Origin of the sequence: Neisseria mucosa, assembly GCA_003028315.1 — a bacterium.
Taxonomy (GTDB): domain Bacteria; phylum Pseudomonadota; class Gammaproteobacteria; order Burkholderiales; family Neisseriaceae; genus Neisseria; species Neisseria mucosa.
The window spans coordinates 1,403,024-1,426,454 of record CP028150.1 but is presented as its reverse complement, the minus strand read 5'-3'; the positions used below and the strand labels follow the sequence as shown (position 1 = coordinate 1,426,454).

Here is a 23,431-nt window from a genome sequence, read left to right as displayed (position 1 = left end):
ATTATACTGGAAAGGTCGTCCGAAAACGTTGAATCAGGTTTCAGACGACCTGCTTGGACTACACAATCCGCGCCATCAGTAAATCGTGCATATTCAGCGCGCCGGTCAGCACGCCGTCGGCATCGGTTACCAAAAGCCCGTTCACATGGTTTGCCTGCATGACTTTGAGGGCTTCGGTGGCAAGGCGTTCGGCGGGGATGGTTTTTGGGGAGGGGTGCATGATTTCATCGACGGTCAGCCCGTCAAAGCGGTCGCGCTGTTGGAACAGGCGGCGCAAATCGCCGTCGGTAAACACGCCTTTCAGACGACCTTGATCGTCCGTTACCGCCAGCATACCCAAGCCTTTTTCGCTCATGCTGACGATGGCTTCTTTTAAGGGCGTACCGAGTCGGACGGCGGGCAGAGCGTCGTCTTGGTGCATGATGTCCGCAACGCGTAGAAGCAGTCGTTTGCCGAGGCTGCCGGCGGGGTGGCTCAAGGCGAAATCGTCGGGCGTGAACGCGCGTGCGCGCAAAAGGACAACTGCCAATGCGTCGCCCAAAGCCATGACGGCGGTGGTGCTGGTTGTCGGGGCAAGTCCCAGCGGGCAGGCTTCTTTGGAAACTGACGCGGTGATGTGGATGTCGGCATGGCTCGCCATGGTCGAATCGGGGCGGGCGGTAATGCAGATGAGGGTAATGTTTTTGCGTTTGAGCGCAGGGATGATGGCGGCGATTTCGTCGCTTTCGCCGGAATTGGAAATTGCGACGACGACGTCGTTGTCCACAATCATACCCAAGTCGCCGTGTGCCGCTTCCGCAGGATGGACGAAAAACGCGGGTGTGCCGGTTGAAGCCATAGTCGCCGCTATTTTGCGCCCGATATGTCCCGACTTGCCCATTCCTGTGATGACGACCCTGCCTTTGCAGTGCAACAGCGCGTCTGCCGCAAGGACGAAGTTTTCATCCAATTCCGCCGCAATTTCACGCAAGCCTTCCGCTTCGGTGTGCAACACTTCGCGCGCCCAATCGAGATATTGACCGTTTCCTGCCATAATTTCATGCCTTTTTGTGTTCGTGTTATATGATTTTGGACATCATTAAATGCCCTAATAATCTATCCAAATTTTCCGAATAGGGGTAGCATTACCGCCTGCTTCGCAAATAACCTATATTTAAAGGAATCAGAGATGACTATTTTATCGGACGTTAAAGCATTAGGACAACAAATCTGGCTGGACAACCTTTCCCGCTCGCTCGTACAAAGCGGCGAATTGGCGCAAATGCTGAAACAAGGCGTGTGCGGCGTCACTTCCAATCCCGCCATCTTCCAAAAAGCCTTCGCCGGCGACGCGCTTTACGCCGACGAGGTCGCCGCCCTCAAACAACAAGACCTCAGCCCCAAACAACGCTACGAAACCATGGCGATTGCCGACGTACAGGCAGCCTGCGACGTTTGCCTTGCCGAACACGAATCCACCGGCGGCAAAACCGGTTTCGTCAGCCTAGAAGTTTCCCCCGAGCTTGCCAAAGACGCACAAGGCACGGTAGAAGAAGCACGCCGCCTCCATGCCGCCATCGCGCGTAAAAACGCCATGATTAAAGTCCCCGCCACCGATGCAGGCATCGAAGCACTCGAAATCCTCATCGCCGACGGCATCAGCGTGAACCTGACCCTGCTGTTCTCACGCGCCCAAACCCTCAAAGCCTACGCAGCCTACGCGCGCGGCATCGCCAAACGCTTGGCAGCCGGGCAAAGCGTTGCCCATATCCAAGCCGTCGCCAGCTTCTTCATCTCCCGCGTGGACGGCGCGCTGGACGCCACGCTGCCCGACCACCTCAAAGGCAAAATCGCCATCGCCCTTGCCAAAGCCGCCTACCAAGACTGGGCGCAATACTTCGGCAGCCCCGAATTTGCCGCGCTGGAGGCCAAAGGCGCAAACCGCGTACAGCTCTTATGGGCATCCACAGGTGTCAAAAACCCCGCCTATCCCGACACGCTCTACGTTGACAGCCTGATCGGCGCACACACCGTCAACACCGTCCCTGACGCCACCCTCAAAGCCTTCATCGACCACGGTACAGCCAAATCCACGCTGACCGAAGGCGTAGAAGAAGCACAAGCGCAGCTTGCCGAAACCGCCGCACTCGGCATAGACGTAGAAACCCTCGCCAACCGCTTGCAGGAAGACGGTTTGAAACAGTTTGAAGAAGCCTTTGACAAACTGCTCGCCCCGCTGACTTGATTGTCAAACCGCAGGTAAGGCTTGCGGTTGAACTGGCCCCCAAATCTTGGACACTCATAAAAGCCTATTCAGGCGCTCTGTGCAAGCTGGGTTCTGTATGCGACAGGACTCAGCTTTTTCAATTTCAAACTGCAACGCTCCCGGTTGTAGTAATCCATATAGTCATCTATCTGTTTCATCAATTCATCCACCGTCAATTCTCCTGCGTTATAGAAACACTCCGTCTTCAACACCGCAAAGAAGCTTTCCATCGGCGCATTGTCCCAGCAGTTCGCCTTACGCGACATGCTTTGAACCATGGAATGTTTTGCAATCAATTTCCTATATTCCGCCGTACGGTACAGCACACCTTGGTCGGAATGCAGCATTGTTCCCTTATCAGTCAGACGGGGTGCGGCTTTTTCGAGCATTTCCTTCACCATTTCGCTGTCGGCTCTGCGGCTCATGGCGTAGGCGACGATCTCGCGGTTGAACAAGTCCAAGATTGGCGAGAGGTACAATTTGCCGTCTTTTCCTTTGAGTTCGGTAACGTCGGTCAGCCATTTTTCGTTGGGCTTTCGGGCTTTGAACCGGCGTTTGAGGAGGTTTTCCGATATTTCGCCCATAGCGGGATGGCGGTAGGCTTTTTTCGCCCGTATGAGGGCTTTCAGTTCCAACTGCCTCATCAACCGCGCCGCTTTTTTGCGGTTCCAACCCAATGCGGCGGCAATGCGCCTTTGTCCGTAGCGTCCTTTATGCCGCCGGTAGGTTTCGACGAGGAGGGCTTTGTCGGCTGCGTCGGGGTCGGGTCGGTCTTGGTGGTGGTAGTAAAAGCTGCTTTTGGGCAGGTTTGCGATGTGCAGCAGGTATTTGAGCGGGTGTTGCGCCCTCAGTGTTTGGACGGTTTGGCTTTGTCCTTTGCGGTCTGCTTTTGGCTGAGGGCTTTTAACTCCTTTAGGTAGGCGACCTCTGCGCGCATATAGCACAACTCTTCAATAAGCTCTGCCTGCGTTTTTTCTTGGTCGGGTTTATCTGCGATGAAGGGGTTTTTGCGATGTTGGGGCATGGTTTTGGATTGGGGATGTTCGAGTGCGCCGATACCGCCTTCTTGATAGGCGCGTATCCATCGTCTCAGGTGGGTTCGGGAAATGCCGTAGTGGTCTGCGGTACGCTGTTGGCTGCGTATATGCAGGTAGCGGAGTACGGCTTGGTATTTGAAGTGTAATGTATATTTGCTCATAAAAAAACTGCACCTTGTGAGTTGGAGGGGATGTCCAACTTTTGGGGTGCAGTTCATTTGCGAAAACTGTTTTTCAGACGACCTTGATGGTAGGGGGGGATTTATAGTGGATTAAATTTAAACCACTACGGCGTTGCCTCGCCTTGCCGTACTATTTGTAATGTCTGAGACTTCATCGCCTTGTCCTGATTTAAATTTAATCCACTATATTAATCGAACTTATCCGATTCGTACAATTCATCCCCACGCGACTTGCAGCTAGCGGGTGGTTAACCACAATCCCAGCTATATGCTACTTTGGAAAAATCTAGTTTGGCCAAATCGTCTGGGTGAATGAAGAAACCGCCCACACCCAAGTCTCCCCATATGATTTCTATCCCGTCCTCCCATTCACTTTGCAGTTGGAACAGCAGGATATAGTCTTTCAATTCATCGTGCTCTTCGCGTGGGTCATTTTGCGTGAAATCAGGGTAACCGCTTATCTGGTGGCTGCCGCTGAAGCTTTCCATGATTTCATATTCCAAATCTTCATTACTGTGAATCTGCCAGAAATTTTCGTTCTTACCGCCTTCATACCTTTCCAAAATTTGTGCGAAACGGTAGTCGCTGCAACTGACAAGCTGCGTTCCCTGTTCGAACGACATGGCAAAGGACTGTTCGGGATTATGCGGCAGGCCGAATTCTTCGCCGTAGTAATGCGGATAATCCGACTGCTGGAGGCTGTCGTCTTCCAATACGTCGGCATGATAAATTACGCGGAAGCCGTCATTGTTGAGCAGATTATCCAGATCGCAGCCGTATAAATCGTCACTGTGGATGAAAAACTGCAACAGACCTTGTCGGGGAAAATTCTCCAGCGGTGGTGTTTGGGCGAAGTTGATTTGTGCCAACAGCGTGAGCGGATCACCATTTGCCGTGTGTGGATATTCGGCACCGAGCGGCAAATAGGGAGCGCCTCCGACTTTGCTGTCCCAGCGGCGCAGGCTGCTTTTGTTTGCAGGTGACAGCTTGATGCGGACAACGGGTTTTTCAGTAGACAAAAGCTGCTGCCGATAGGGGGCGATGAGCGGATTTTCCCAGTTTATCATTTCATTTTCCTTTTAATTTTTCAGTGAATTAACGATATAAAGGTTGTCTGAAACCACATTATTGTCAAACCGAAATCAATTTTCAGACGACCTAAAACTTATACTTTTCTGGTTTTCATGGCTCATTTCAAAGCCGTTTTCCAGTCCAAACCGCCAAGGGATGGGACTTGGGTGATGCTGTGATCGGCAAGGTTGATGGCGGTCAGTTCGCCGCCCCAAAGTGCGCCTGTATCGAGGGAGAGGATGTTGTCGGTGTTCATAAAGCCCAGTGAAGACCAGTGTCCGAAGACGATGGTGTGGCTGAGGTTTTGCCTGTCGGGGGCTTTGAACCAAGGGCGCAGGTTCGGGGGCATTTTTTTGAGGGTGGATTTGTAGTCGTAGTCGAGTTCGTTTTTCGGCGTCAGTGCGCGCATTCGGGTGAAGACGTTGAGAATCATGCGCAGGCGGTCGTAGCCGGTCAGATCGTCGCGCCATTCGGCAGGTTTGTTGCCGTACATTTTGGAGAAAAACTTTTTGTATTTTTTGCCGCGCAGTTCGGCTTCGGTTTCGCTGGCAAGCAGTTCGGCGCGGGCGATGGTCCACTGGGGCAGGATGCCGGCGTGAACCATAACATGGCGCACGCCTTTAATCAGCAGGGGCTGGAAGCGCAGCCATTCGAGCATTTTTTTGCTGTCGGGATGTTGGAGGATGGGGGTGATGGTGTCGCTGCGCTTGACGGTGCCTTCGCCGTAGCCGACGGCGAGCAGGTGCAGGTCATGGTTGCCGAGAACCATGCGGACGCTGCTTTCGTGTTCCATGCAGAATTGGAGGACTTCGAGGGATTTGGGGCCGCGGTTGACGATGTCGCCGACGAGCCAGAGGGTGTCTGTACCGTGGTTGAAGTTGATTTTGTCGAGCAAAAGGGTGAGTTCGTCGAAGCAGCCTTGAATATCGCCGATTGCGTAGTGTGCCATTGTTGTTATTGTCCGATAGTGTGTGGTGTTTCAGACGACCTTTGGCTTGTGGGAGGTCGTCTGAAAACGGGTTGCGTGTCTTATGCGTTTAGTACCAGCACGGCTTCGGCTTCGACCTGCACGCCTTTGGGCAGGGAGGCGACACCGACGGCGGCGCGGGCGGGGAAGGGTTCTTGGATGAATTCTGCCATGACTTCGTTGAAGACGGCGAAGTTGGCGAGGTCGGTCAGGTAGGCGTTGAGTTTGACGATGTCGCCCAGCGTGCCGCCCGCGGCTTCGGCAACGGCTTGCAGGTTTTTAAAGACCTGGCGGGCTTCGGCGCGGAAGTCGCCGTTGCCGACAACGGTCATGGTGGCGGGATCGAGGGGGATTTGACCGCTCATGTAAACGGTGTCGCCTGCGCGCACAGCTTGGCTGTATGCGCCGATGGCGGCGGGAGCTTTGTCAGTGTGGATGATGGTTTTGGACATGATTTTCTCCTGTTGTCGGGGTCGTCTGAAAGATGGAAGCTTTGATGAAAACGGTGTCGATTATCGTATAAAACCGAGTGATTGTGTAGGGTATGGATATTTTCAGACGACCTTAATGAAGCGGCAGTCTGCGGATGTTACGGTTTGGTGTATCAAGGTCGTCTGAAAAAATCCAATCTTACAAAAAGCATTGCAACAAATCGTTTAAAAACAACCGTCCCCGTTCGGTCGGGCGGAACACGGTCGGATCGGTTGCCAACAAACCTTTTTGTCTTGCCGTTTCGATTTGCGCCATGATTTTGGCGGCGGGTACGCCCGTGCGTTCCTGCAACATTGCGGCGGGTACGCCGTCGGTCAGGCGCAGGGCGTTCATCATGAATTCGAACGGCAAATCTTCGGAAGCGACGGTTTTGCGTTCGACGGCAACACTTGGCTGACTTTGCATTAAGGCGAGGTAGTCGTTGGGATGGCGGCGGCGGACGGTACGCTCGATGCGGTCGGGGTAGGAAATTTTACCGTGCGCGCCCGCTCCTATGCCCAAATAATCGCCGAACTGCCAGTAGTTCAAATTGTGGCGGCACTGCATGGCGGGTTTCGCAAAAGCCGATGTTTCGTAGTGGATAAAACCCGCGCCTTCCAGCGCGCCGTGTACCGCGTCTTCGATGTCGAGGGCGGCTTCGTCTTGCGGTAAACCTTTCGGCGGCGTATGGCCGAACGGCGTGTTCGGCTCCATGGTCAGATGATACGCGCTGATGTGGGTTGCGCCCGTGGCGATGGCGGTTTGCACGTCGTCCAATGCCGTCTGAACGGTCTGGTTCGGCAGGGCGTACATCAAGTCGATATTGACTTTGTCAAATAATTTCAAGGCGGTAGCTATGGCGGTTAAGGCTTCTTTACCGTTGTGGACGCGCCCCAGCCGTGCAAGCATATCGTCGTTGAAACTCTGCACGCCAATAGAAAGCCGCGTGATACCTGCGTCTTTAAATCCTTGAAACTTCTCGATTTCAAACGTGCCCGGATTGGCTTCCAAAGTAATTTCCGCTTCGGGCTGCAAACGCAACAGCGAACGCACGCCGCTCAACAAACGGTCAATCGATTCCGCCTGAAACAGGCTGGGCGTACCGCCGCCGAAAAAGATCGTTTCCACCGGCCTGCCCCAAATATTGGGCAATTCAAGCTGCAAATCGGTCAGCAGCGCGTCGATATAGGCGGCTTCGGGCAATCCGTTTTTCAGGCTGTGGGAATTGAAGTCGCAATACGGGCATTTTTTGATGCACCACGGGATGTGGATATAGAGCGACAGGGGCGGCAGGGCGGTAAGTTGTCCGGCTTGGGGGAATGTGATTTGGGTCATGGGTTGTTTTGGGTTTTGAGGTCGTCTGAAAACATGGAATACATTTTCAGACGGCCTGTTACGGGTTTATAAATGCTTGCGGATCTGGCGGCTGATAAACGGTGCGCCGAAAATCAGGAGGATGCCGATCAAGGTTTGGACGGTGGCTGCAAGCGTGGTGGCTTTGTCTTGGTTCGTCATCGTGGTCCAGATGCCGTCCGCCGAGGCGGTGATACCGTTTTGGGCGATTTGGTAAAAACTATACAGGTAAGTCAGGTCGGCCAGTGCGAGGGATAGGGAGTAAAAGCCGATTAAAATCAGACCTGTGGTTAACCAAGGGGCAGGGTTTTTGGGCAATTCTTGCGGCTTTTGATGGATTTCGGGCAGGAGGAAATTGGCGGTCGTGGCGGAAAAAAACCATAAAAACAACCACACTATGCTGTAAAAACCGAATACGCCCAGTATTTCTGAGACGGGAAACCTGATGTCGTTGTCGGACGCGAAATCCATCAGGGGAATGGCGGTTGACATGGTTTTGACTATCCAAATGATGACGGTCAGGCGGATGGCAACAATCAGGATTTGTTTAGGGGACATGGGTTTCCTTTCATAATGTAGTGGTTAGGCCGTCTGAAAAAACGTTTTGGGGTTTTCAGACGGCCTATATACTTTATAAGGCTTCAATTTTTCTCAACAATTCCCGCAACGCCTGCCCTCTATGGCTTTCGGCATTTTTGATTTCGGGGTCAAGCTCGGCGGCGGTGCAGTTGTGTTCGGGCAGGTAGAAATGAGGGTCGTAGCCGAAGCCGTGGGTTCCTGCGGCTTCTGCCTGCCATTGTCCGTGCCAAATGCCTTCGGCGATGATGGGTTGCGGGTCGTTTTCGTGGCGGACGAGAACGAGGACGCAGACGTAGTGGCAGCTTTTGTCGGCTTGGTCGGAGAGGTCGTCTGAAAGGCGTTTGTTGTTGGCGGCATCGGATTTGGGATTGGCTCCGGCATAGCGGGCGGAGAGGATGCCGGGTGCGCCGTTTAATGCGGCGGCGCAGATGCCGGAGTCGTCGGCGAGCGCGGGCAGTCCGCTGTGTTTGGCGGCGTGGCGGGCTTTGGCGAGCGCGTTTTCGATGAAGGTGTGGTACGGCTCGGGGCATTCTGGCGTGTCGAACTGCGATTGCGGCAGGACTTCGATGTTCAAATCGGCGAAAAGGCGTGAAAATTCTTTGAGTTTGCCTACGTTGCCGCTGGCGAGGACGATTTTTTCGAACATGGTTTTTCCTTAACGGGATTCGGTTTGTTGCGAGCGCATGATTTGTGCGCGGGCTTTGTGGCGGATGTAGAGGGCGAGGCTGCCGATTTGGGCGAAGACGGCGCCGAATGCGAACAGGAAGGCGGCGACAGCGAATTGTTTGCTTTGGATGGAAAGCAGGTAGCCGCCGAGCATGATGAGTGCGATGAAAATCAGGGTGAAAAGGGCGGTCAGCAGGAGGTAGGTTTTTTGTCGGTTCATGATTGGAAGGGTGAAGGTGAATGAGGCGGATTATAGCTCAGGCTGTTATTTGAAATCTGAAAAAAGTATTGCGCGGGTTTTGTTGTGATACACATTTTGTCAGGCAAACTGTGTGAACAGCCTGTGTATAAATCGGTTTGACGATTGATATACAGGCAAAAAATCATGTTGCTTAAAAATAATGCACATCCGGCAAGGTCGTCTGAAACGGGAGTCGGCTTTTCAGACGACCTCCAACATTTCCCTGTATAATCACGCTTTTGTTCAAACGCTTGTACTTTCTAATATGATTTATCCATGGCATCAAAACCAGTGGCGGCAGCTTGCCGGCCATTGGGAAAACCGTCCGAACGCTTGGCTGTTTACCGGCAAGGAAAACACCGGTAAGACAGCGTTTGCACGGTTTGTAGCGCAGGCTTTGCTGTGCGAATCGCCTCGGGAAGATCATCAGCCTTGCGGCGTATGCGCTTCGTGTCATTTGTTTTTGCAAAACAGCCATCCCGATTTTTACGAACTCACTCCTGAAATCCCCGAAGACGGTGCGGTCGGGCGAAAATTGTTGCAGATCAAAATCGATGCCGTGCGCGATATTGTGGAAAATATTTATCTGACGGCTGTGCGCGGAGGATTGCGGGTGGTATTGGTGCATCCCGCTGAAAGTATGAACGTACAGGCGGCAAACGGCTTGCTCAAAGCTTTGGAAGAGCCGCCGCAACATGTTGTTTTTTTGATGGTTACGCATGCACGCGACAAGCTTCTTCCGACCATTAAAAGCCGTTGCCGCCAGATGGTTTTGCCCGCACCTTCGCGCGACGAAGCTTTGGCGTATCTTCAGGGAGAGGGTGTGGACGATGCGGAATCGTTGCTGGCTTTTCACAGCGGTGCGCCTTTGTTTGCGCATACGCCCGAAATGGATGACTTACGCGAAGAGCTGCTCACTTTACTTGCCGCGCCGCGTCTGTTGACGATACTCGACTACGCCGCTGCGTTTGACAAACACAAACAGCCGTTGGCAGTCTTCATCGATTGGATGCAGAAATGGCTGTTGGATGTCGGCTTGGCGCAACAACAAATGCCGCCGCTTTATTATCCCGATTACGCGCAGGCATTGTCGCAGACGGCTTCCAAAACCGATCCGCGCCGCCTGTTTGCGCTGACAGGTCGTCTGAACGCACTCAGCCCTTACGGATACCACACCTTGAGTGTTAAAATGCAGCTTGAGTATCTGCTGACTGAATATCTCGAATTTTGGCAAAACAAATAATTAGATAAGGTAAAACAAAATGGTAAACAACAATAAAGACATTCCGGCGAAAATGATGGCGTTGCAGCTTAAAGACCCGACCCTGCTCTACAACTGCTATATGCCGTTTCTCGAACACGGTGGACTTTTCGTTCCGACCGAAGACGTATTTTCATTAGGCGAAGACATCCTGCTCGCCGTTGAAATCGCCGATTACCCCAAACGCTTCCTGCCTACCAAAGTCGTCTGGATCAATCCCGCCCGTACTTCCGCACACCGTCCTAAAGGCGTCGGGCTGGCATTTTCCGAACACGAAAGCTGCCTTCAGGCGAAAACCCTGATTGAAGGCGAGCTGGGACCGAAACTGCGCAGCGACCGTGTTACCTTTACGCTTTAAAATCATGCATTTAATTGATTCACACTGCCACCTCAATTTCGAAGGCTTAAGCAACCGCCTGCCTGAAGTGCTTGCCAATATGGAAGAACAAAGCGTCAAGCAGGCGCTTGCCATCAGCGTAAGCAAACAGAGTTTTGCCGAAGTCTTCGACATTGCCCAAGCCAATGAACAGATTTACTGCACCATAGGCGTCCACCCCGACAGCCAAGAAGCCGAAGAATTTACCGTCGCTGAAATGGTCGAAGCGGCAAAACACCCGAAAGTCGTCGGCGTAGGCGAAACGGGCTTGGATTATTACTGGTGCAAAGGCGATTTGGCATGGCAGCACCGCCGCTTCGCCGAACACATCCAAGCCGCCAACGAAAGCGGTTTGCCCGTGATTGTCCACACCCGCGATGCCGCCGCTGATACTTTGGCGATTCTGAAAGAAGGTCAAACCAATTCCGGCGTTATCCACTGCTTCACCGAAGATACCGTTTTTGCCAAAGCCGCTTTGGATTTGGGGCTGTACATTTCCTTCTCCGGTATTGTTACCTTCAAAAATGCCCCGCAAATTCAAGAAGCTGCCAAATACGTCCCTGCGGACAGAATGCTGGTCGAAACCGACTCCCCCTTCCTCGCCCCTGTTCCCAAACGCGGTAAGCCTAACGAACCTTCCTATGTCCGTTATACCGCCGAGTTTGTGGCGAAACTGCGCGGCGAACCCGTAGAAACGCTTGCCGCTTACACTAGCGACAATTTCTATCGTTTGTTCAATAAAGTACCCGACATCCGTGTTTGATTCGAATGGAAAAAGGTCGTCTGAAAATGCTTCAGACGACCTTTTTTGATGTTTGAAACCGTCAAACGGCTTGCTTATTTGTCGTGGCGCACCATCTTCGGCGCGTAGCGTCCGGCGCGTTCTTTGAGGCGTTTGACCAGGCCTTCGGTGGTGTTCGGTACACCGTCGACACAGAAGGCCTGGTAGAGGACGGCACGCATTGCGTCGTTTTTGTTGAAGGTTGAGCCTATGGGTTTCCATTCGGCTTTGCGCGGCTCGATCCAGCGGCGGTTGACGGTGTCGCCGTAGCCGAACACTTTATAAGACGAGCGTTTGTCTTTGCCGTATGTGAAGGAAGAGCGGGCGCAGAAGAGGCCTTCGACGGTCAGGTTGTCATGGCCTTTGTCGGAACGGACGTTGAGGATGTAGCGGATACTGCCGTCGGGAGAGGGCATGATTTGCAGGCTGCTGAGGAGGATTTTGGGCTGTTTGCCGTAGTCTTCGCTGACGTAGAGGTCGAACCAGTCGCCGGATTGGGTGTCGGGCAGCGGCGGGAGTGCAGTTTTTTGTTCGGCGAACTCGCGGGCTGCGGCTTCTTCGGGGCTTTCTTTGTAGCGTGTGTTGAAGGGGGTATCTTTTTCGCTGAATCCGGCGGCGTTGACTGCCGTGGCGGCGAGGCAGAGGGTTAGGAGGGCGAGACGGCGCATGGTGTGCTCCAAAGTGAAAAACGGCTTTATTTTATGGGTTCGGCGGGGTGGGGTGCAAGTAAGTACGGTATAATTCATGTTAATCCTGTTAACGGAACATCCGAAAATATGAACGCACACACCTTAGACCTGAAGGGGCTCAGATGCCCTTTGCCGATTTTGAAAACCAAAAAAGCCTTGGCGCAAATGGAGGCGGGCGAAGTCCTGACCGTGTTGGCGACCGACGGCGGCGCGCCCGGCGATTTTGAGGCTTTCTGCCGCCAGACCGGGCATGTCTTGCTCGAATCGCGCGAAGAAGACGGCGTGTTCACGCTGGTCGTGAAACATAAATAGAGGTCGTCTGAAAATGGCGAAACGTCCGATTTCAAGGCTTTTGACGCTTGCCACTTTCTCCGTTTTATTGGCGGCGTGCGGCAGGGAAGAAGTGCCGCCCGAGCAGATGGCGGATCGTGCGAACGCGGCGGCGGAATTGTTCCGTCAAGGCTGCGTCGCTTTTGACGGGGCTGCCGATAAAGTGCGCGCGTTTGCCGATAATGAAAAACTGACGGCTTTGAACGCGGAAGAAATCGGCAGGCTGCCCGCAGGTTTCATTGAGCCGGATGCGCTTGCCGTTTGGAAGAAAACGCAGGACGGCGCGGATTATTATTTGAGCCTGACCGGCGACAGTTGCAGCGTGAAGACGGCGCGGGCGGACGAAAACTTGATACGCAAGCAGTTTATGGTGTTGGTCGAAAACCCGCCGAAGGGTTTGAACAACGAATTGCGCACCGATCAAGCCTCCGAATCTCCGATAGCGATCCGTCAGCTTTCTTATGCGTGGCGAGCTTCGGGCAGCCCGGAAGAAACCCTGCTGACCGTCAAAACCACCCCGTCCGACCAGTTGCCCGTGCAGGCGGTGTTTTACCTGACGCATCAGTCCTATAACGGCAAGCCTGTCCTTGTGCAATAGCCTTTTCAGACGACCTTAGCGGCTGTTGCTATTCAATAGTTTCCGTGTCTTTTTATCCTCAAAGCGGCATCTGCCACGTTGGAAATCCTCACAAGGTGTCCAACCTTGTTGCGGTTTCCGCCTTGAATCTTCCGCTTTGTGAACAAAAATCCACTGGGAAAATTAAATGTCGACAGCCCCTAGGAAACATCACGGGGTCGTCTGAAACCCAAAAATCTAAAAAGGAACACTCATGCAAACCCTGACCATAACCCGCCCCGACGATATGCACCTGCACCTGCGCGACGGCGACGCGCTCAAAGCGGTTGCCCCCTATACTGCCCGCCAGATGGGGCGTGCCGTCATCATGCCCAACCTCAAGCCGCCCGTCGTCAGCGTTGCCGACGCGCTTGCCTACAAAGCGCGTATCATGGCGGCATTGCCCGAAGGCAGCGCGTTTGAGCCGTTGATGACGCTTTACCTCACCGACCAAGCCACGCCCGAGCTGGTGCGCGAAGCCAAAGCCGCCGGTATCGTCGCCTTCAAACTCTACCCCGCAGGCGCGACGACCAATTCCGATTCCGGCGTAACCGACCTGTTCAAACTCATACCCGTTTTGGAAGAAATGGCAAAACAGGGCATCCTGTTCCTCGTTCACGGCGAAGTAACCGACTCCGAAATCGACATCTTCGACCGCGAAGCCGCCTTTATCGAGCGCGTGATGAAACCCGTTTTGGCGCAAGTGCCAAATCTTAAAGTCGTGTTCGAACACATCACCACCGCCGAAGCCGCCCGCCTGGTTTTGGAAGCAGGCGACAACGTTGCCGCCTCCGTGACCCCGCAACACCTCCTGCTCAACCGCAACGACCTCTTGGTCGGCGGCGTGCGCCCCCATCATTTCTGCCTGCCCGTACTCAAACGCGAAACCCACCGTCAGGCATTGGTCGCTGCCGTTACCGGCGAGAAGGCGCACAAATTCTTCCTCGGCACCGACTCCGCGCCGCACGCCAAATCCGCCAAAGAAAACGCCTGCGGCTGCGCCGGCATGTTCAGCGCCATGACCGCCATCGAGCTTTACGCCGAAGTGTTTGAAAAAGCAGGCGCGTTGGACAAACTTGAAGCCTTCGCCTCGAAAAACGGCGCAAGGTTCTACGGTATTCCCGAAAACACCGACACGATCACCCTCGTCAAACAAAGCCAAACCGTCCCCGCAAGCGTCCCATACGGCGACGGCGAACTCGTCCCGATGCGCGCGGGCGGCGAGATAGGCTGGACAGTCAAATATTGAGCCGAACCTGATTGAACTGACGTATGAAAATGCCTGCCCGAAAAAGGGGCAGGCATTTTGGTTTTATGGTGAATTCAAATGGAAAATACTCAATCATCGTCATTCCTGTGTAGGTGGGAATCCAAAAGTTTAGATTTACAGTAATCTTTAAATATTTCTGAAATGCAGAGGTCTGGATTCCCGCCTGCTCGAGAATGACGGTAATTGGTTAGTATTCGTATACAAAAGAACGCAAAAAGGTCGTCTGAAAACAGATAGAGCGGGGTTCGCTAAATCGTTTTCAGACGACCTTAAGTCAACGGACTGTTCAACACTTTCTATTCTTCTTTTTGGAAAACGTGGTTGCGGTGATACTCGAAATATTTTTCGCTTTTCGGTCGAATTTTTAATTTCATATCGGGAGAAATTCCAAGCCGCTTTTGATTTTCCAGATCGATTTTCGGACTGATTTTTATCGTACCGTCGGTCTCAAACGTAATCAGACCGCTATCGAATAATGCGTCGATATTGGGGGCGAGCATCAGACCATTGAAGGGATCTAACCTCTCTTCATTATTGCACTTGCTCCAAGGTTTGATATGGCTGGCAACAAGTAAAGACCGAACATCTAGATCTGTCAGTGGACAGCTCGGATACAGTTCGAGTAGTTTTTGCCGGAATCTGCCTTGCCCTTGACGGGCTTTTATTAAGGTTTCGATTTCGGTTCGTTTTTCTGGTTCAATTTCAGATGCTAATTGTTCTTTGAGTTTACCGAGATCTTGTTCCAAAGATTGGGTTGAGTTTATTTGAAAATTTGTTGGTTTGTATAATTCAAATATTCCTCCTTTTTTCCACCATAAAAAGTCTTGGTGCATTGATTCGTGATAATGCTTCCTTGAGTTTGAATTAACACTAAGTACATACAAAGAAGCACGTGTATCATCATTATAGTCAGGAGTAATCTGCCATTGGTTTTTTAGTTCTTCAATCTGTTCATCTACATCTTTTACCTTAAATTGTGTTTTGCCCATATTATGCAGATGTAAGACGATTCTTTTTATAATTTCTATTGTCCCATCAATATGTTCTCCATTGATCCGTGCGGAATATTTTGTTTTTGCCATTTAAGTCTTCCTACCAAAGTTAAGTTTTCTAATTTAATTATTTTGGGTAATGCATTGATTTTCCTATGACCGTCATTCTTGCGAAGGCGGGAATGACGGCGGTCGGTTCGGTCTTCATACGCAAAAGAACATATAAAGGTCGTCTGAAAACGATTTAGCGGATTCTGCTATATTCGTTTTCAGACGACCTTTTTCTTTAAAGCCGAATCAAATCAGCCTGCCGGTTAACCCAAAGCTTTCCTTGCTCCGGCGAAGAGGCGGTACCAGCCGGACAGTTCCGTCCAGTCTTCCGGTTTCCAGCTCATTTGCGCGGCGCGGTACACGCGTTCGGGGTGGGGCATCATGATGGTAACGCGGCCGTCGGTGTTGGTAACGCCGGCGATGCCTTGCGGCGAGCCGTTGGGGTTGAGCGGGTAGGTTTGGGTAACTTGGTTTTGTCCGTCGACGTATTGCAGCGCGATGCCGAGGCCGTCTGAAATTTTGCCGCCGTGAAGCGCGAAGTCGGCGCGGCCTTCGCCGTGGCTGACGACGACGGGCAGGCTGGAGCCTTGCATTTCGGCGAGTATCAGCGAAGGCGATTTGGGGACATGAACCATGCTCAGGCGTGCTTCGAACTGTTCGCTCAGGTTGCGTTTGAACTTCGGCCAGCCTGCCGTGCCGGGAATGATTTCGGCGAGGTTGCTGACCATTTGGCAGCCGTTGCACACGCCCAATGTCAGCGTGTCCGGGTCGGCGAAGAAGGCGGCGAACTGGTCGCGCAAGGCGGGGTGGAACAGGATGGATTTCGCCCAGCCTTCGCCTGCGCCGAGTACGTCGCCGTAGCTGAAGCCCCCGCACGCCGCCAGCATTTTGAAGTCGGCAAGGTGGACGCGGCCTGCCATCAGGTCGGACATATGCACGTCGTAGGCATCGAATCCGGCGCGGGTGAAGGCGGCGGCCATTTCGATTTGTCCGTTCACGCCTTGTTCGCGCAGAATGGCGATTTTGGGTTTTGCGCCGCTGTTGACGAAAGGCGCGGCGATGTCTTCGTTTACGTCAAACTTCACGTCGGCAAACAATGCACTGCGTTCGTTGTCGCCAATCAGGGCGAACTCGCTGTCGGCGCAGGCGGGGTTGTCGCGCAGGCGTTGGATGGCGTGGCTGGTTTCTTGCCAGGTTTGTTGCAGTTTGATTAGATTGTCAGAAATAAGGTGCGTTTGCCCGTCGCGGATGATTAACGTGTTCTCGTCAGTTAACGTACCGATTTCAAAGACATTATGATGCAGCTGTTGTTGATAGAATAAATTGATAATATCGGCAACATCTTGTTTTCTAACTTGGATAACAGCACCCAACTCTTCATTAAATAATGTGCGGGCAATGGTTTCTTGCCATTCAGCCAACGCTTTTACCTCTTCAGTCCGCAATGATTGAGACAGAGCGGTATGGTTGGTAATAAATGTTTGTGCAAGCAATAAATTTAAATCTATATCCAAGCCGCAACGTGCCGCAAACGCCATTTCTACCAGCGTCGCAAACAAGCCGCCGTCGCTGCGGTCGTGGTAAGCCAGCAGTTTGTCTTCGGCTACAAGCTGCTGAATCACTTGGTAAAACGCTTTCAGACGGCCTGCTTCGATATCCGGCGCTTCTCCTGCCATATCGTTATACACTTGGCTTAAGGCCGAGCCGCCCATACGCGCTTTGCCGAAGCCCAAATCGATAAACAGCAATACGCTGTCTTCGACGTTTTTCAATTCGGGCGTAACGGTTTTGCGCACGTCTTTTACCGGCGCGAACGCGGAGATAATCAGGCTCAACGGCGAGACGACGGATTTTTTCTCTTCGCCGTCCTGCCACACGGTTTTCATCGACAGGCTGTCTTTGCCCACGGGAATACTTAAATCCAATGCTTGACAGGCTTTGGAAACGGCTTCGACGGTGCGGTAGAGTTTTTCGTCTTCGCCTTCGTTGCCGCACGCCGCCATCCAGTTGGCGGAAAGTTTGATGTTGCCGATGTCGCCGATGTTGACCGCCGCGATGTTGGTGATGGCTTCGCCGACGCACATTCTGCCCGAGGCGGGTGCGTCAAACAGGGCGACGGTCGGTTTTTCGCCCATAGACATCGCTTCGCCGCGATAGGTGTTGAAGCCCATCATGGTAACGGCGCAGTCGGCTACGGGGGTTTGGTATTTGCCGACCATTTGGTCGCGGTGGGTCATGCCGCCGACGCTGCGGTCGCCGATGGTAATCAGGAAGTTTTTGGCGGCTACGGTAGGCAGACGCAAAACGCGGTAGGCGGCTTCGGTGATGTCGATGTTTTGGGCATTAAATGCCTTTTCAGACGACCTCACGGTTTGGTCGCTGCGCGTGGTTTTGGGCGGTTTGCCGAGCAAGACGTTCAGCGGCAAATCAACAGGATTGTTGGAGAACAAGTCGTCGCGTACTTTCAAATGGCCGTCGTCAGTCGCCGTGCCGACAACGGCAAACGGGCAGCGTTCGCGTTCGCAGATGGCGCGGAAGGTGTCCAAATCTTTTTCCAAAATCGACAACACATAACGCTCTTGCGATTCGTTGCACCAGATTTGCAGCGGATTGAGGCCGTGTTCTTCCAGCGGCACTTCGCGCAGCTTGAATACCGCACCGCGTCCGGCATCGTTGACGAGTTCGGGGAAGGCGTTGGACAGGCCGCCCGCGCCGACGTCGTGGATGGAGATAATCGGGTTTTTGTCGCCGAGCTGCCAGCAGCGGTCAATCACTTCCTGCGCGCGGCGTTCGATTTCGGGGTTGCCGCGTTGTACGGAGTTGAAGTCCAAAGAGGCGTCGTTTGTTCCAGTATTCATCGAAGAAGCCGCGCCGCCGCCCAAGCCGATGAGCATACCCGGGCCGCCCAGTTGGATCAGCAACGCGCCTTCGGGGATTTCGTCTTTATGCGTCTGCTGCGCCTGAATGCTGCCCAAGCCGCCCGCAATCATAATCGGTTTGTGGTAGCCGCGAACTTGACCGTCGAATTTTTCTTCAAAGGTGCGGAAGTAGCCCAAGAGGTTCGGGCGGCCGAATTCGTTGTTGAACGCCGCGCCGCCGATGGGGCCTTCAATCATGATGTCCAGCGGTGAGGAAATGTGTTCCGGCTTGCCGTAGTCTTGTTCCCACGGCTGTTTGATGTCGGGGATGTTGAGGTTGGAGACGGTAAAGCCGGTCAAGCCCGCTTTCGGGCGCGAACCTTTGCCCGTTGCGCCTTCGTCGCGGATTTCGCCGCCCGCACCCGTTGCCGCGCCCGCAAACGGCGCGATGGCGGTCGGGTGGTTGTGCGTTTCCACTTTCATGATGATATGCGTGTCTTCCTCGTGGAAACGGTAGCCTTGATTTTCCGCCGCATTCGGATAGAAACGCTCGACTTTTGCGCCTTCAATCACGGACGAATTGTCTTTATAAGCGACGACCGTGCCTTCGGGATGCGCGTTGTGCGTGTCGCGTATCATGCCGAAGAGCGATTTTGGCTGTTTTTCGCCGTTGAGGATGAAATCGGCGTTGAAGATTTTGTGGCGGCAGTGTTCGCTGTTTGCCTGCGCGAACATCATCAGCTCCACATCGGACGGATTGCGCTGCAAAGCCTGATAGTTTTCAACCAGATAATCGATTTCGTCGGCGGAGAGCGCCAAACCCATTTCGGTATTGGCTTTGACCAAAGCCTCTTTACCGCCGCCCAAAACATCGACGGTGGAGAAAGTTTCGGATTCGAGATGGTGGAATAATTTGGAGGCCGTCTGAAAATCAGGCAGCACGGATTCGGTCATGCGGTCGTGCAGCAAAGCCGCCCATTGTTGTTTCTGTTCATCATTCAGACGACCTTCCAGCCACACCGCCATGCCGCGTTCGATGCGCTCTATGCCTTCCAAACCGCAGTTTTCCGCGATATTGGTCGCCTTGGAAGCCCACGGCGAAATCGTACCCAAGCGGGGCGTTACCAAAAATAAATGCAAGCCCTCGCGCGCTTCGGGCGTTTGTTCAACGCTTTGCGCCGCCAACAAGGCTTGCAGTTTTTCGACAGTCGCGGCATCCAGTGCTTTCTCGCTGCCGACAAAATACCAAAATTCGCTTTTCAGTTTCACTTCGGGCAGACCGAGTGCGGCCGCTTTTTGCAAGAGTTTTTCAACACGGAAATCGGAAAGGGCGGTAACGCCGCGCAAGGGCAAAACAACAGACATGATTCAGCTCTCAAATGCGGTTGGGAAAGGCTGTATTATACGCCGAATGGGTCTGGGTTGCTTGGTAATTTGGGTGAAAATGTTGACAATTTTTCAGACGACCTGCGGCCGGGGGGAATGTGCGTGTCGTCTGAAAATATTAAGGAATAAGGGCTTTATCTGTTTTTCTGATTTTCGTCGAAAGTCGGGTATGTGGAAAATTGCAGGAAGTAGAAGGAAGCAACTGTTTCCTTATGTCTTTATGTCAAATACCGCCATGCCCGCATCGCTGAGTGAAACGTATCGCTTATCGTTTCACTGCTGCTTCTGTTATATTTGCCGTTTATTCTTATTCCAATCGGAGTGTGCCATGAAAAAAATCGAAGCCATCATTAAACCTTTCAAACTCGACGATGTGCGCGAAGCCCTTACCGAAATCGGCATCACCGGCATGACCGTCAGCGAAGTCAAAGGGTTCGGCCGTCAGAAAGGGCATACAGAAATCTACCGCGGCGCGGAATACGCCGTCGATTTTCTGCCCAAAGTCAAAGTCGAATTGATTATTGCCGATGAAGATGTCGAACGAGTGATTGACGTTATTATCGAAAACGCCCGTTCCGGCAAAATCGGCGACGGCAAAATCTTTGTGCTGCCTGTGGAAGAAGCTATCCGCATCCGTACGGGCGAACGCTCCGAAGCGGCGATTTGACGGTTTTTAGACGACATTGGGGGTGTTTAAGGTCGTCTGAAAGACTTTCTGGCTGTCCATCAATCGTTGTTTCCAATATAATTCCGTTTTCAAATCTCATACGGAACAGGCCGTCTTTTTTCAGACGACCTGTTTCTTTATTTCCGCTTTTTTAAAGTCCTACAAACACTTATGCTACTCGACCTCAACCGCTTTTCCTTTTCCGTCTTCCTGAAAGAAGTCCGCCTGCTGACCGCCCTTGCCCTGCCCATGCTGTTGGCGCAAGTCGCACAGGTGGGTATCGGTTTCGTCGATACCGTGATGGCGGGCGGTGCGGGTAAGGAGGACTTGGCGGCGGTGGCTTTGGGCAGCAGCGCGTTTGCCACGGTTTATATTACCTTTATGGGCATTATGGCGGCGCTGAACCCGATGATTGCCCAGCTTTACGGCGCGGGTAAAACCGGTGAAGTGGGCGAAACGGGGCGGCAGGGGATTTGGTTCGGGCTGTTTTTGGGGATTTTCGGCATGGTATTGATGTGGACGGCGATTACGCCGTTCCGCAACTGGCTGACCTTGAGCGATTATGTGGAAGGCACGATGGCGCAGTATATGTTGTTCACCAGCCTGGCGATGCCGGCGGCAATGGTGCACCGCGCCCTGCACGCCTACGCTTCCAGCCTGAACCGCCCGCGCCTGATTATGTTGGTCAGCTTCGCGGCGTTTGTGTTGAACGTGCCGCTGAACTATATTTTTGTTTACGGCAAATTCGGCATGCCCGCTTTGGGCGGCGCAGGCTGCGGACTGGCGACGATGGCGGTGTTTTGGTTCAGCGCGCTGGCGTTGTGGATTTATATCGCCAAGGAAAAATTCTTCCGCCCGTTCGGACTGACGGCGAAATTCGGCAAACCGGATTTGATGGTGTTCAAACAAATTTGGAAAATCGGCGCACCCATCGGACTGTCTTATTTTTTGGAAGCCAGCGCGTTTTCGTTTATCGTGTTTTTGATTGCGCCTTTCGGCGAGGATTATGTAGCGGCGCAGCAGGTCGGCATCAGTTTGTCGGGGATTCTCTATATGATTCCGCAAAGCGTCGGTTCGGCAGGGACGGTACGCATCGGCTTTTCATTAGGACGGCGCGAATTTTCGCGGGCGCGTTATATTTCGGGCGTATCGCTGGTGTCGGGCTGGGCGCTCGCCGTGATTACCGTGCTTTCCTTAGTATTATTCCGTTCCCCGCTGGCAAGCATGTACAACAATGATCCGGCGGTTTTAAGTATCGCTGCCACCGTCCTGCTGTTCGCCGGCTTGTTCCAACCGGCAGATTTCACCCAATGCATCGCATCCTACGCCCTGCGCGGCTACAAAGTCACCAAGGTGCCGATGTTCATCCACGCCGCCGCCTTCTGGGGCTGCGGCCTGCTGCCGGGCTACCTGCTCGCCTACCGTTTCGATATGGGCATTTACGGCTTCTGGACGGCATTGATCGCCTCGCTCACTATCGCCGCCGTCGCCTTGGTGTGGTGCTTGGAATTGTGCAGCAGGGAGATGGTCAGATCGCATAAGGTCGTCTGAAAACTCCGCCGATTAAAATATCGAAACAATGGGCTGAAGCCCGCCACTGACAATACCCATTTTAAAGTTTAAACCCATGCAACCCATCCAATACCAAACCGACCTCACCCCCTACAATACCTTCGGCCTTCGCGCCCAAGCCCAAGCCTTTATCGCGCTTGAACACGCCGACGAGTTGCGCGACATCGTCCGACTGCCCGAGTTCGACCGCGATACCGTTTTATGGCTCGGCGGCGGCAGCAACATCCTCTTGATGCAGGATTACGCCGGATTGGTCGTCCATATGGAAAACAAAGGCATACGCGAAATTGCGCGTTCAGACGGCCTCGTTTACATCGAAGCGCAGGCAGGCGAAATCTGGCACGATTTTGTCCTGCACACCGTCGCGCTGGGCTTGAACGGCCTGGAAAACCTGAGCCTGATTCCGGGTACGGTCGGCGCGTCGCCCGTGCAGAACATCGGCGCATACGGCGTGGAGGCGAAAGACGTGATTCACAGCGTGCGCTGCTTCGATTTGGATACGGAAACCTTTGTCGAGCTTTCCAATGCCGACTGCCGCTTCGCCTACCGCGAAAGCCTGTTCAAGCAGGAAGGCAAAGGGCGTTATGTGATTGTTTCGGTCGTATTCGCCCTGAAAGAGCGTTTCGAGCCGAATTTGGGTTACGGCGATTTGGCAGCCGCCGTTGCCGAACTGAGCGCGGACAGGGCGCCGACGGCGAAAGACGTTTCCGATGCAGTGTGTGCAATCCGCAACAGTAAACTTCCTAATCCTAACGTACTTGGTAATGTCGGCAGTTTCTTTAAAAACCCCGTCGTCAGCGCGGAAAAAGCCGCCGCCTTGTTGCAGCAGCATCCCAATATGCCGCGCTATCCGCAGCCCGATGGTTCGGTCAAGCTTGCGGCAGGCTGGCTGATCGACCAATGTCGTCTGAAAGGCTTCCAAATCGGCGGCGCGGCGGTACACGACAGGCAGGCTTTGGTTTTGGTGAACAAAAACAATGCCTCTTCAGACGACGTTCGGAAATTGGCGCAACATGTCTGCGATACAGTATTTACTCGATTTCAGGTAGAATTACACGCTGAACCCAATTGGCTGCCCGCTTCGTACAGCCTGTAAATCCAAGGAGTATGCCCGTGACCCGCATTGCAAAAACCAATACTTACACCCGCATCATCGACGCCAGCCTTGCGCTCTTCAACGAGGAAGGCGAGCGCAACATCAGTACCAACCATATCGCGGCGCATTTGGGCATCAGTCCGGGCAATCTTTATTACCACTTCCGCAACAAAGACGAAATCATCGTCCAACTGTTCAAACGTTACAGCGAAGCCCTGCTGGCATACCTGAATGAAGCCGTGTTGCCGTCCGATGTGGAAGACTCCATCAACTATATGGCGGGCATTTACGACGTTATGTGGGAATACCGCTTCCTCTTCAGCGACGTGAACACCCTGCTTGCGCGCAGTGCCGAACTTTTGGGCGAGCACAACACCTTCACCCAAGCCAAAGTCTCTCCGCTCTTGGTCAACCTGCTCACCCAGCTCAACGGCCTGAACATCATCCAAGCCGACCAAACCGCCATGAACGACCTCGCCGTCAATATGTGGATGGTCACGAAATACTGGTTCGACTTCGACAGCTCCCTACGCGGGCGAACCAAGTTGACCGAAGACTCCAAAGCACGCGGCATCCGCCGTACCTTAAGCCTCCTGCGTCCCTACCTCTTGCCGGAACACCGCGAGGAATACGACCGAAGAATTACAGCGGCAGCCGATATTTTGACATCATAA

23 protein-coding genes and 2 pseudogenes are annotated in these 23,431 nt (G+C 53.3%); 12 read left to right on the top strand and 13 right to left on the bottom strand.

The genetic code is table 11. The features are described 5' to 3' along the window. Positions 1-58: 58 nt before the first annotated feature. Positions 59-1,033 carry a KpsF/GutQ family sugar-phosphate isomerase gene (locus tag NM96_07130; protein AVR79131.1) on the bottom strand — a complete coding sequence of 325 codons (975 nt, stop codon included), beginning with the start codon at positions 1,031-1,033 and terminating at the stop codon, positions 59-61. 135 nt (positions 1,034-1,168) lie between these two features. On the opposite strand from NM96_07130, the gene tal reads away from it, so the two are divergent. Then, positions 1,169-2,224 (top strand): transaldolase, encoded by a 1,056-nt coding sequence (tal, locus tag NM96_07125; protein AVR79130.1) that lies wholly within the window; start codon positions 1,169-1,171, stop codon positions 2,222-2,224. 68 nt (positions 2,225-2,292) lie between these two features. Here tal and NM96_07120 read toward each other — a convergent pair whose 3' ends face one another. From NM96_07120 to NM96_07080, 9 genes and pseudogenes are all read right to left on the bottom strand, one after another. Further along, positions 2,293-2,922, bottom strand: coding sequence for a hypothetical protein (locus NM96_07120; protein ID AVR79129.1), 630 nt, complete (start codon positions 2,920-2,922; stop codon positions 2,293-2,295). A 170-nt stretch (positions 2,923-3,092) separates the two neighbouring features. Next, positions 3,093-3,500: pseudogene (locus tag NM96_07115) on the bottom strand (transposase). Between the two features lie 212 nt (positions 3,501-3,712). After that, positions 3,713-4,531 carry a DUF1963 domain-containing protein gene (locus tag NM96_07110; protein ID AVR79128.1) on the bottom strand — a complete coding sequence of 273 codons (819 nt, stop codon included), beginning with the start codon at positions 4,529-4,531 and terminating at the stop codon, positions 3,713-3,715. A gap of 122 nt (positions 4,532-4,653) precedes the next feature. Continuing rightward, positions 4,654-5,484, bottom strand: a complete 831-nt coding sequence (locus NM96_07105) for a symmetrical bis(5'-nucleosyl)-tetraphosphatase (GenBank protein AVR79127.1) — start codon at positions 5,482-5,484, stop codon at positions 4,654-4,656. 80 nt (positions 5,485-5,564) lie between these two features. Further along, positions 5,565-5,954: a RidA family protein gene (locus NM96_07100; protein ID AVR79126.1), complete on the bottom strand. Its 390-nt coding sequence runs from the start codon at positions 5,952-5,954 to the stop codon at positions 5,565-5,567. Positions 5,955-6,132: 178 nt separating this feature from the next. Continuing rightward, complete coding sequence (locus NM96_07095) at positions 6,133-7,308, bottom strand: oxygen-independent coproporphyrinogen III oxidase-like protein (protein ID AVR79125.1); 1,176 nt, start codon at positions 7,306-7,308, stop codon at positions 6,133-6,135. 66 nt (positions 7,309-7,374) lie between these two features. After that, complete coding sequence (locus NM96_07090) at positions 7,375-7,884, bottom strand: hypothetical protein (GenBank protein AVR79124.1); 510 nt, start codon at positions 7,882-7,884, stop codon at positions 7,375-7,377. A 73-nt stretch (positions 7,885-7,957) separates the two neighbouring features. Next, positions 7,958-8,551 (bottom strand): non-canonical purine NTP pyrophosphatase, RdgB/HAM1 family, encoded by a 594-nt coding sequence (gene rdgB / locus NM96_07085; GenBank protein AVR79123.1) that lies wholly within the window; start codon positions 8,549-8,551, stop codon positions 7,958-7,960. A gap of 9 nt (positions 8,552-8,560) precedes the next feature. Further along, positions 8,561-8,791, bottom strand: a complete 231-nt coding sequence (locus NM96_07080) for a hypothetical protein (GenBank protein AVR79122.1) — start codon at positions 8,789-8,791, stop codon at positions 8,561-8,563. A 286-nt stretch (positions 8,792-9,077) separates the two neighbouring features. Here NM96_07080 and holB point away from each other — a divergent pair, with 286 nt between their 5' ends. From holB to NM96_07065, 3 genes are read left to right on the top strand one after another with little or no spacing between them, the layout of a single operon-like run. Continuing rightward, a complete protein-coding gene (gene holB / locus NM96_07075) occupies positions 9,078-10,055 on the top strand; it encodes a DNA polymerase III subunit delta' (protein ID AVR79121.1) in 978 nt (325 codons plus the stop codon). Positions 10,056-10,074: 19 nt separating this feature from the next. After that, positions 10,075-10,431, top strand: coding sequence for a pilus assembly protein (locus NM96_07070; GenBank protein AVR79120.1), 357 nt, complete (start codon positions 10,075-10,077; stop codon positions 10,429-10,431). Positions 10,432-10,435: 4 nt separating this feature from the next. Further along, positions 10,436-11,212, top strand: a complete 777-nt coding sequence (locus tag NM96_07065) for a DNAase (protein ID AVR79119.1) — start codon at positions 10,436-10,438, stop codon at positions 11,210-11,212. Positions 11,213-11,286: 74 nt separating this feature from the next. Here NM96_07065 and NM96_07060 read toward each other — a convergent pair whose 3' ends face one another. Beyond that, positions 11,287-11,976 (bottom strand): cryptic protein cnp1, encoded by a 690-nt coding sequence (locus NM96_07060; protein ID AVR79118.1) that lies wholly within the window; start codon positions 11,974-11,976, stop codon positions 11,287-11,289. 30 nt (positions 11,977-12,006) lie between these two features. Here NM96_07060 and NM96_07055 point away from each other — a divergent pair, with 30 nt between their 5' ends. The 4 genes from NM96_07055 to NM96_07040 are packed head-to-tail and all read left to right on the top strand — an operon-like array spanning position 12,007 to position 14,114. After that, positions 12,007-12,231 (top strand): hypothetical protein, encoded by a 225-nt coding sequence (locus NM96_07055; GenBank protein ID AVR79117.1) that lies wholly within the window; start codon positions 12,007-12,009, stop codon positions 12,229-12,231. A gap of 13 nt (positions 12,232-12,244) precedes the next feature. After that, complete coding sequence (locus tag NM96_07050) at positions 12,245-12,847, top strand: hypothetical protein (protein ID AVR79116.1); 603 nt, start codon at positions 12,245-12,247, stop codon at positions 12,845-12,847. A gap of 44 nt (positions 12,848-12,891) precedes the next feature. Further along, positions 12,892-13,092 carry a hypothetical protein gene (locus NM96_07045; protein AVR79115.1) on the top strand — a complete coding sequence of 67 codons (201 nt, stop codon included), beginning with the start codon at positions 12,892-12,894 and terminating at the stop codon, positions 13,090-13,092. Then, entirely contained in the window at positions 13,080-14,114 is a 1,035-nt protein-coding gene (locus tag NM96_07040) for a dihydroorotase (GenBank protein ID AVR79114.1), read from the top strand. Before NM96_07045 ends, NM96_07040 begins: the two co-directional genes overlap by 13 nt. 317 nt (positions 14,115-14,431) lie before the next feature. Here the strand turns inward: NM96_07040 and NM96_07035 are convergent. Together NM96_07035 and purL are read right to left on the bottom strand one after the other, a co-directional pair. Next, positions 14,432-14,908: pseudogene (locus NM96_07035) on the bottom strand (HNH endonuclease). A 533-nt stretch (positions 14,909-15,441) separates the two neighbouring features. Then, positions 15,442-19,401 (bottom strand): phosphoribosylformylglycinamidine synthase, encoded by a 3,960-nt coding sequence (gene purL / locus NM96_07030; GenBank protein AVR79113.1) that lies wholly within the window; start codon positions 19,399-19,401, stop codon positions 15,442-15,444. A gap of 349 nt (positions 19,402-19,750) precedes the next feature. On the opposite strand from purL, the gene NM96_07025 reads away from it, so the two are divergent. The 4 genes from NM96_07025 (at position 19,751) to NM96_07010 (ending at position 23,431) form a co-directional block, all read left to right on the top strand. Continuing rightward, entirely contained in the window at positions 19,751-20,089 is a 339-nt protein-coding gene (locus tag NM96_07025) for a P-II family nitrogen regulator (protein ID AVR79112.1), read from the top strand. Positions 20,090-20,260: 171 nt separating this feature from the next. Continuing rightward, positions 20,261-21,640 carry a multidrug efflux MATE transporter NorM gene (norM, locus tag NM96_07020; protein AVR79111.1) on the top strand — a complete coding sequence of 460 codons (1,380 nt, stop codon included), beginning with the start codon at positions 20,261-20,263 and terminating at the stop codon, positions 21,638-21,640. Between the two features lie 76 nt (positions 21,641-21,716). Further along, positions 21,717-22,757: a UDP-N-acetylmuramate dehydrogenase gene (locus NM96_07015; GenBank protein ID AVR79110.1), complete on the top strand. Its 1,041-nt coding sequence runs from the start codon at positions 21,717-21,719 to the stop codon at positions 22,755-22,757. 11 nt (positions 22,758-22,768) lie between these two features. After that, the gene (locus tag NM96_07010) at positions 22,769-23,431 is read left to right on the top strand and encodes a TetR family transcriptional regulator (protein ID AVR79109.1); all 663 of its coding nucleotides are present in this window, start codon (positions 22,769-22,771) and stop codon (positions 23,429-23,431) included.

Bases quoted from the DNA above. Each gene is read 5' to 3' on its own strand.
- NM96_07130 (AVR79131.1), bottom strand. From the start codon at position 1,033: ATGGCAGGAAACGGTCAATATCTCGATTGGGCGCGCGAAGTGTTGCAC.
- tal (AVR79130.1), top strand. From the start codon at position 1,169: ATGACTATTTTATCGGACGTTAAAGCATTAGGACAACAAATCTGGCTG.
- NM96_07110 (AVR79128.1), bottom strand. From the start codon at position 4,531: ATGATAAACTGGGAAAATCCGCTCATCGCCCCCTATCGGCAGCAGCTT.
- NM96_07105 (AVR79127.1), bottom strand. From the start codon at position 5,484: ATGGCACACTACGCAATCGGCGATATTCAAGGCTGCTTCGACGAACTC.
- NM96_07100 (AVR79126.1), bottom strand. From the start codon at position 5,954: ATGTCCAAAACCATCATCCACACTGACAAAGCTCCCGCCGCCATCGGC.
- NM96_07095 (AVR79125.1), bottom strand. From the start codon at position 7,308: ATGACCCAAATCACATTCCCCCAAGCCGGACAACTTACCGCCCTGCCG.
- NM96_07090 (AVR79124.1), bottom strand. From the start codon at position 7,884: ATGTCCCCTAAACAAATCCTGATTGTTGCCATCCGCCTGACCGTCATC.
- rdgB (AVR79123.1), bottom strand. From the start codon at position 8,551: ATGTTCGAAAAAATCGTCCTCGCCAGCGGCAACGTAGGCAAACTCAAA.
- NM96_07080 (AVR79122.1), bottom strand. From the start codon at position 8,791: ATGAACCGACAAAAAACCTACCTCCTGCTGACCGCCCTTTTCACCCTG.
- holB (AVR79121.1), top strand. From the start codon at position 9,078: ATGATTTATCCATGGCATCAAAACCAGTGGCGGCAGCTTGCCGGCCAT.
- NM96_07070 (AVR79120.1), top strand. From the start codon at position 10,075: ATGGTAAACAACAATAAAGACATTCCGGCGAAAATGATGGCGTTGCAG.
- NM96_07065 (AVR79119.1), top strand. From the start codon at position 10,436: ATGCATTTAATTGATTCACACTGCCACCTCAATTTCGAAGGCTTAAGC.
- NM96_07060 (AVR79118.1), bottom strand. From the start codon at position 11,976: ATGAATTATACCGTACTTACTTGCACCCCACCCCGCCGAACCCATAAA.
- NM96_07055 (AVR79117.1), top strand. From the start codon at position 12,007: ATGAACGCACACACCTTAGACCTGAAGGGGCTCAGATGCCCTTTGCCG.
- NM96_07050 (AVR79116.1), top strand. From the start codon at position 12,245: ATGGCGAAACGTCCGATTTCAAGGCTTTTGACGCTTGCCACTTTCTCC.
- NM96_07040 (AVR79114.1), top strand. From the start codon at position 13,080: ATGCAAACCCTGACCATAACCCGCCCCGACGATATGCACCTGCACCTG.
- purL (AVR79113.1), bottom strand. From the start codon at position 19,401: ATGTCTGTTGTTTTGCCCTTGCGCGGCGTTACCGCCCTTTCCGATTTC.
- NM96_07025 (AVR79112.1), top strand. From the start codon at position 19,751: ATGAAAAAAATCGAAGCCATCATTAAACCTTTCAAACTCGACGATGTG.
- norM (AVR79111.1), top strand. From the start codon at position 20,261: ATGCTACTCGACCTCAACCGCTTTTCCTTTTCCGTCTTCCTGAAAGAA.
- NM96_07015 (AVR79110.1), top strand. From the start codon at position 21,717: ATGCAACCCATCCAATACCAAACCGACCTCACCCCCTACAATACCTTC.
- NM96_07010 (AVR79109.1), top strand. From the start codon at position 22,769: ATGCCCGTGACCCGCATTGCAAAAACCAATACTTACACCCGCATCATC.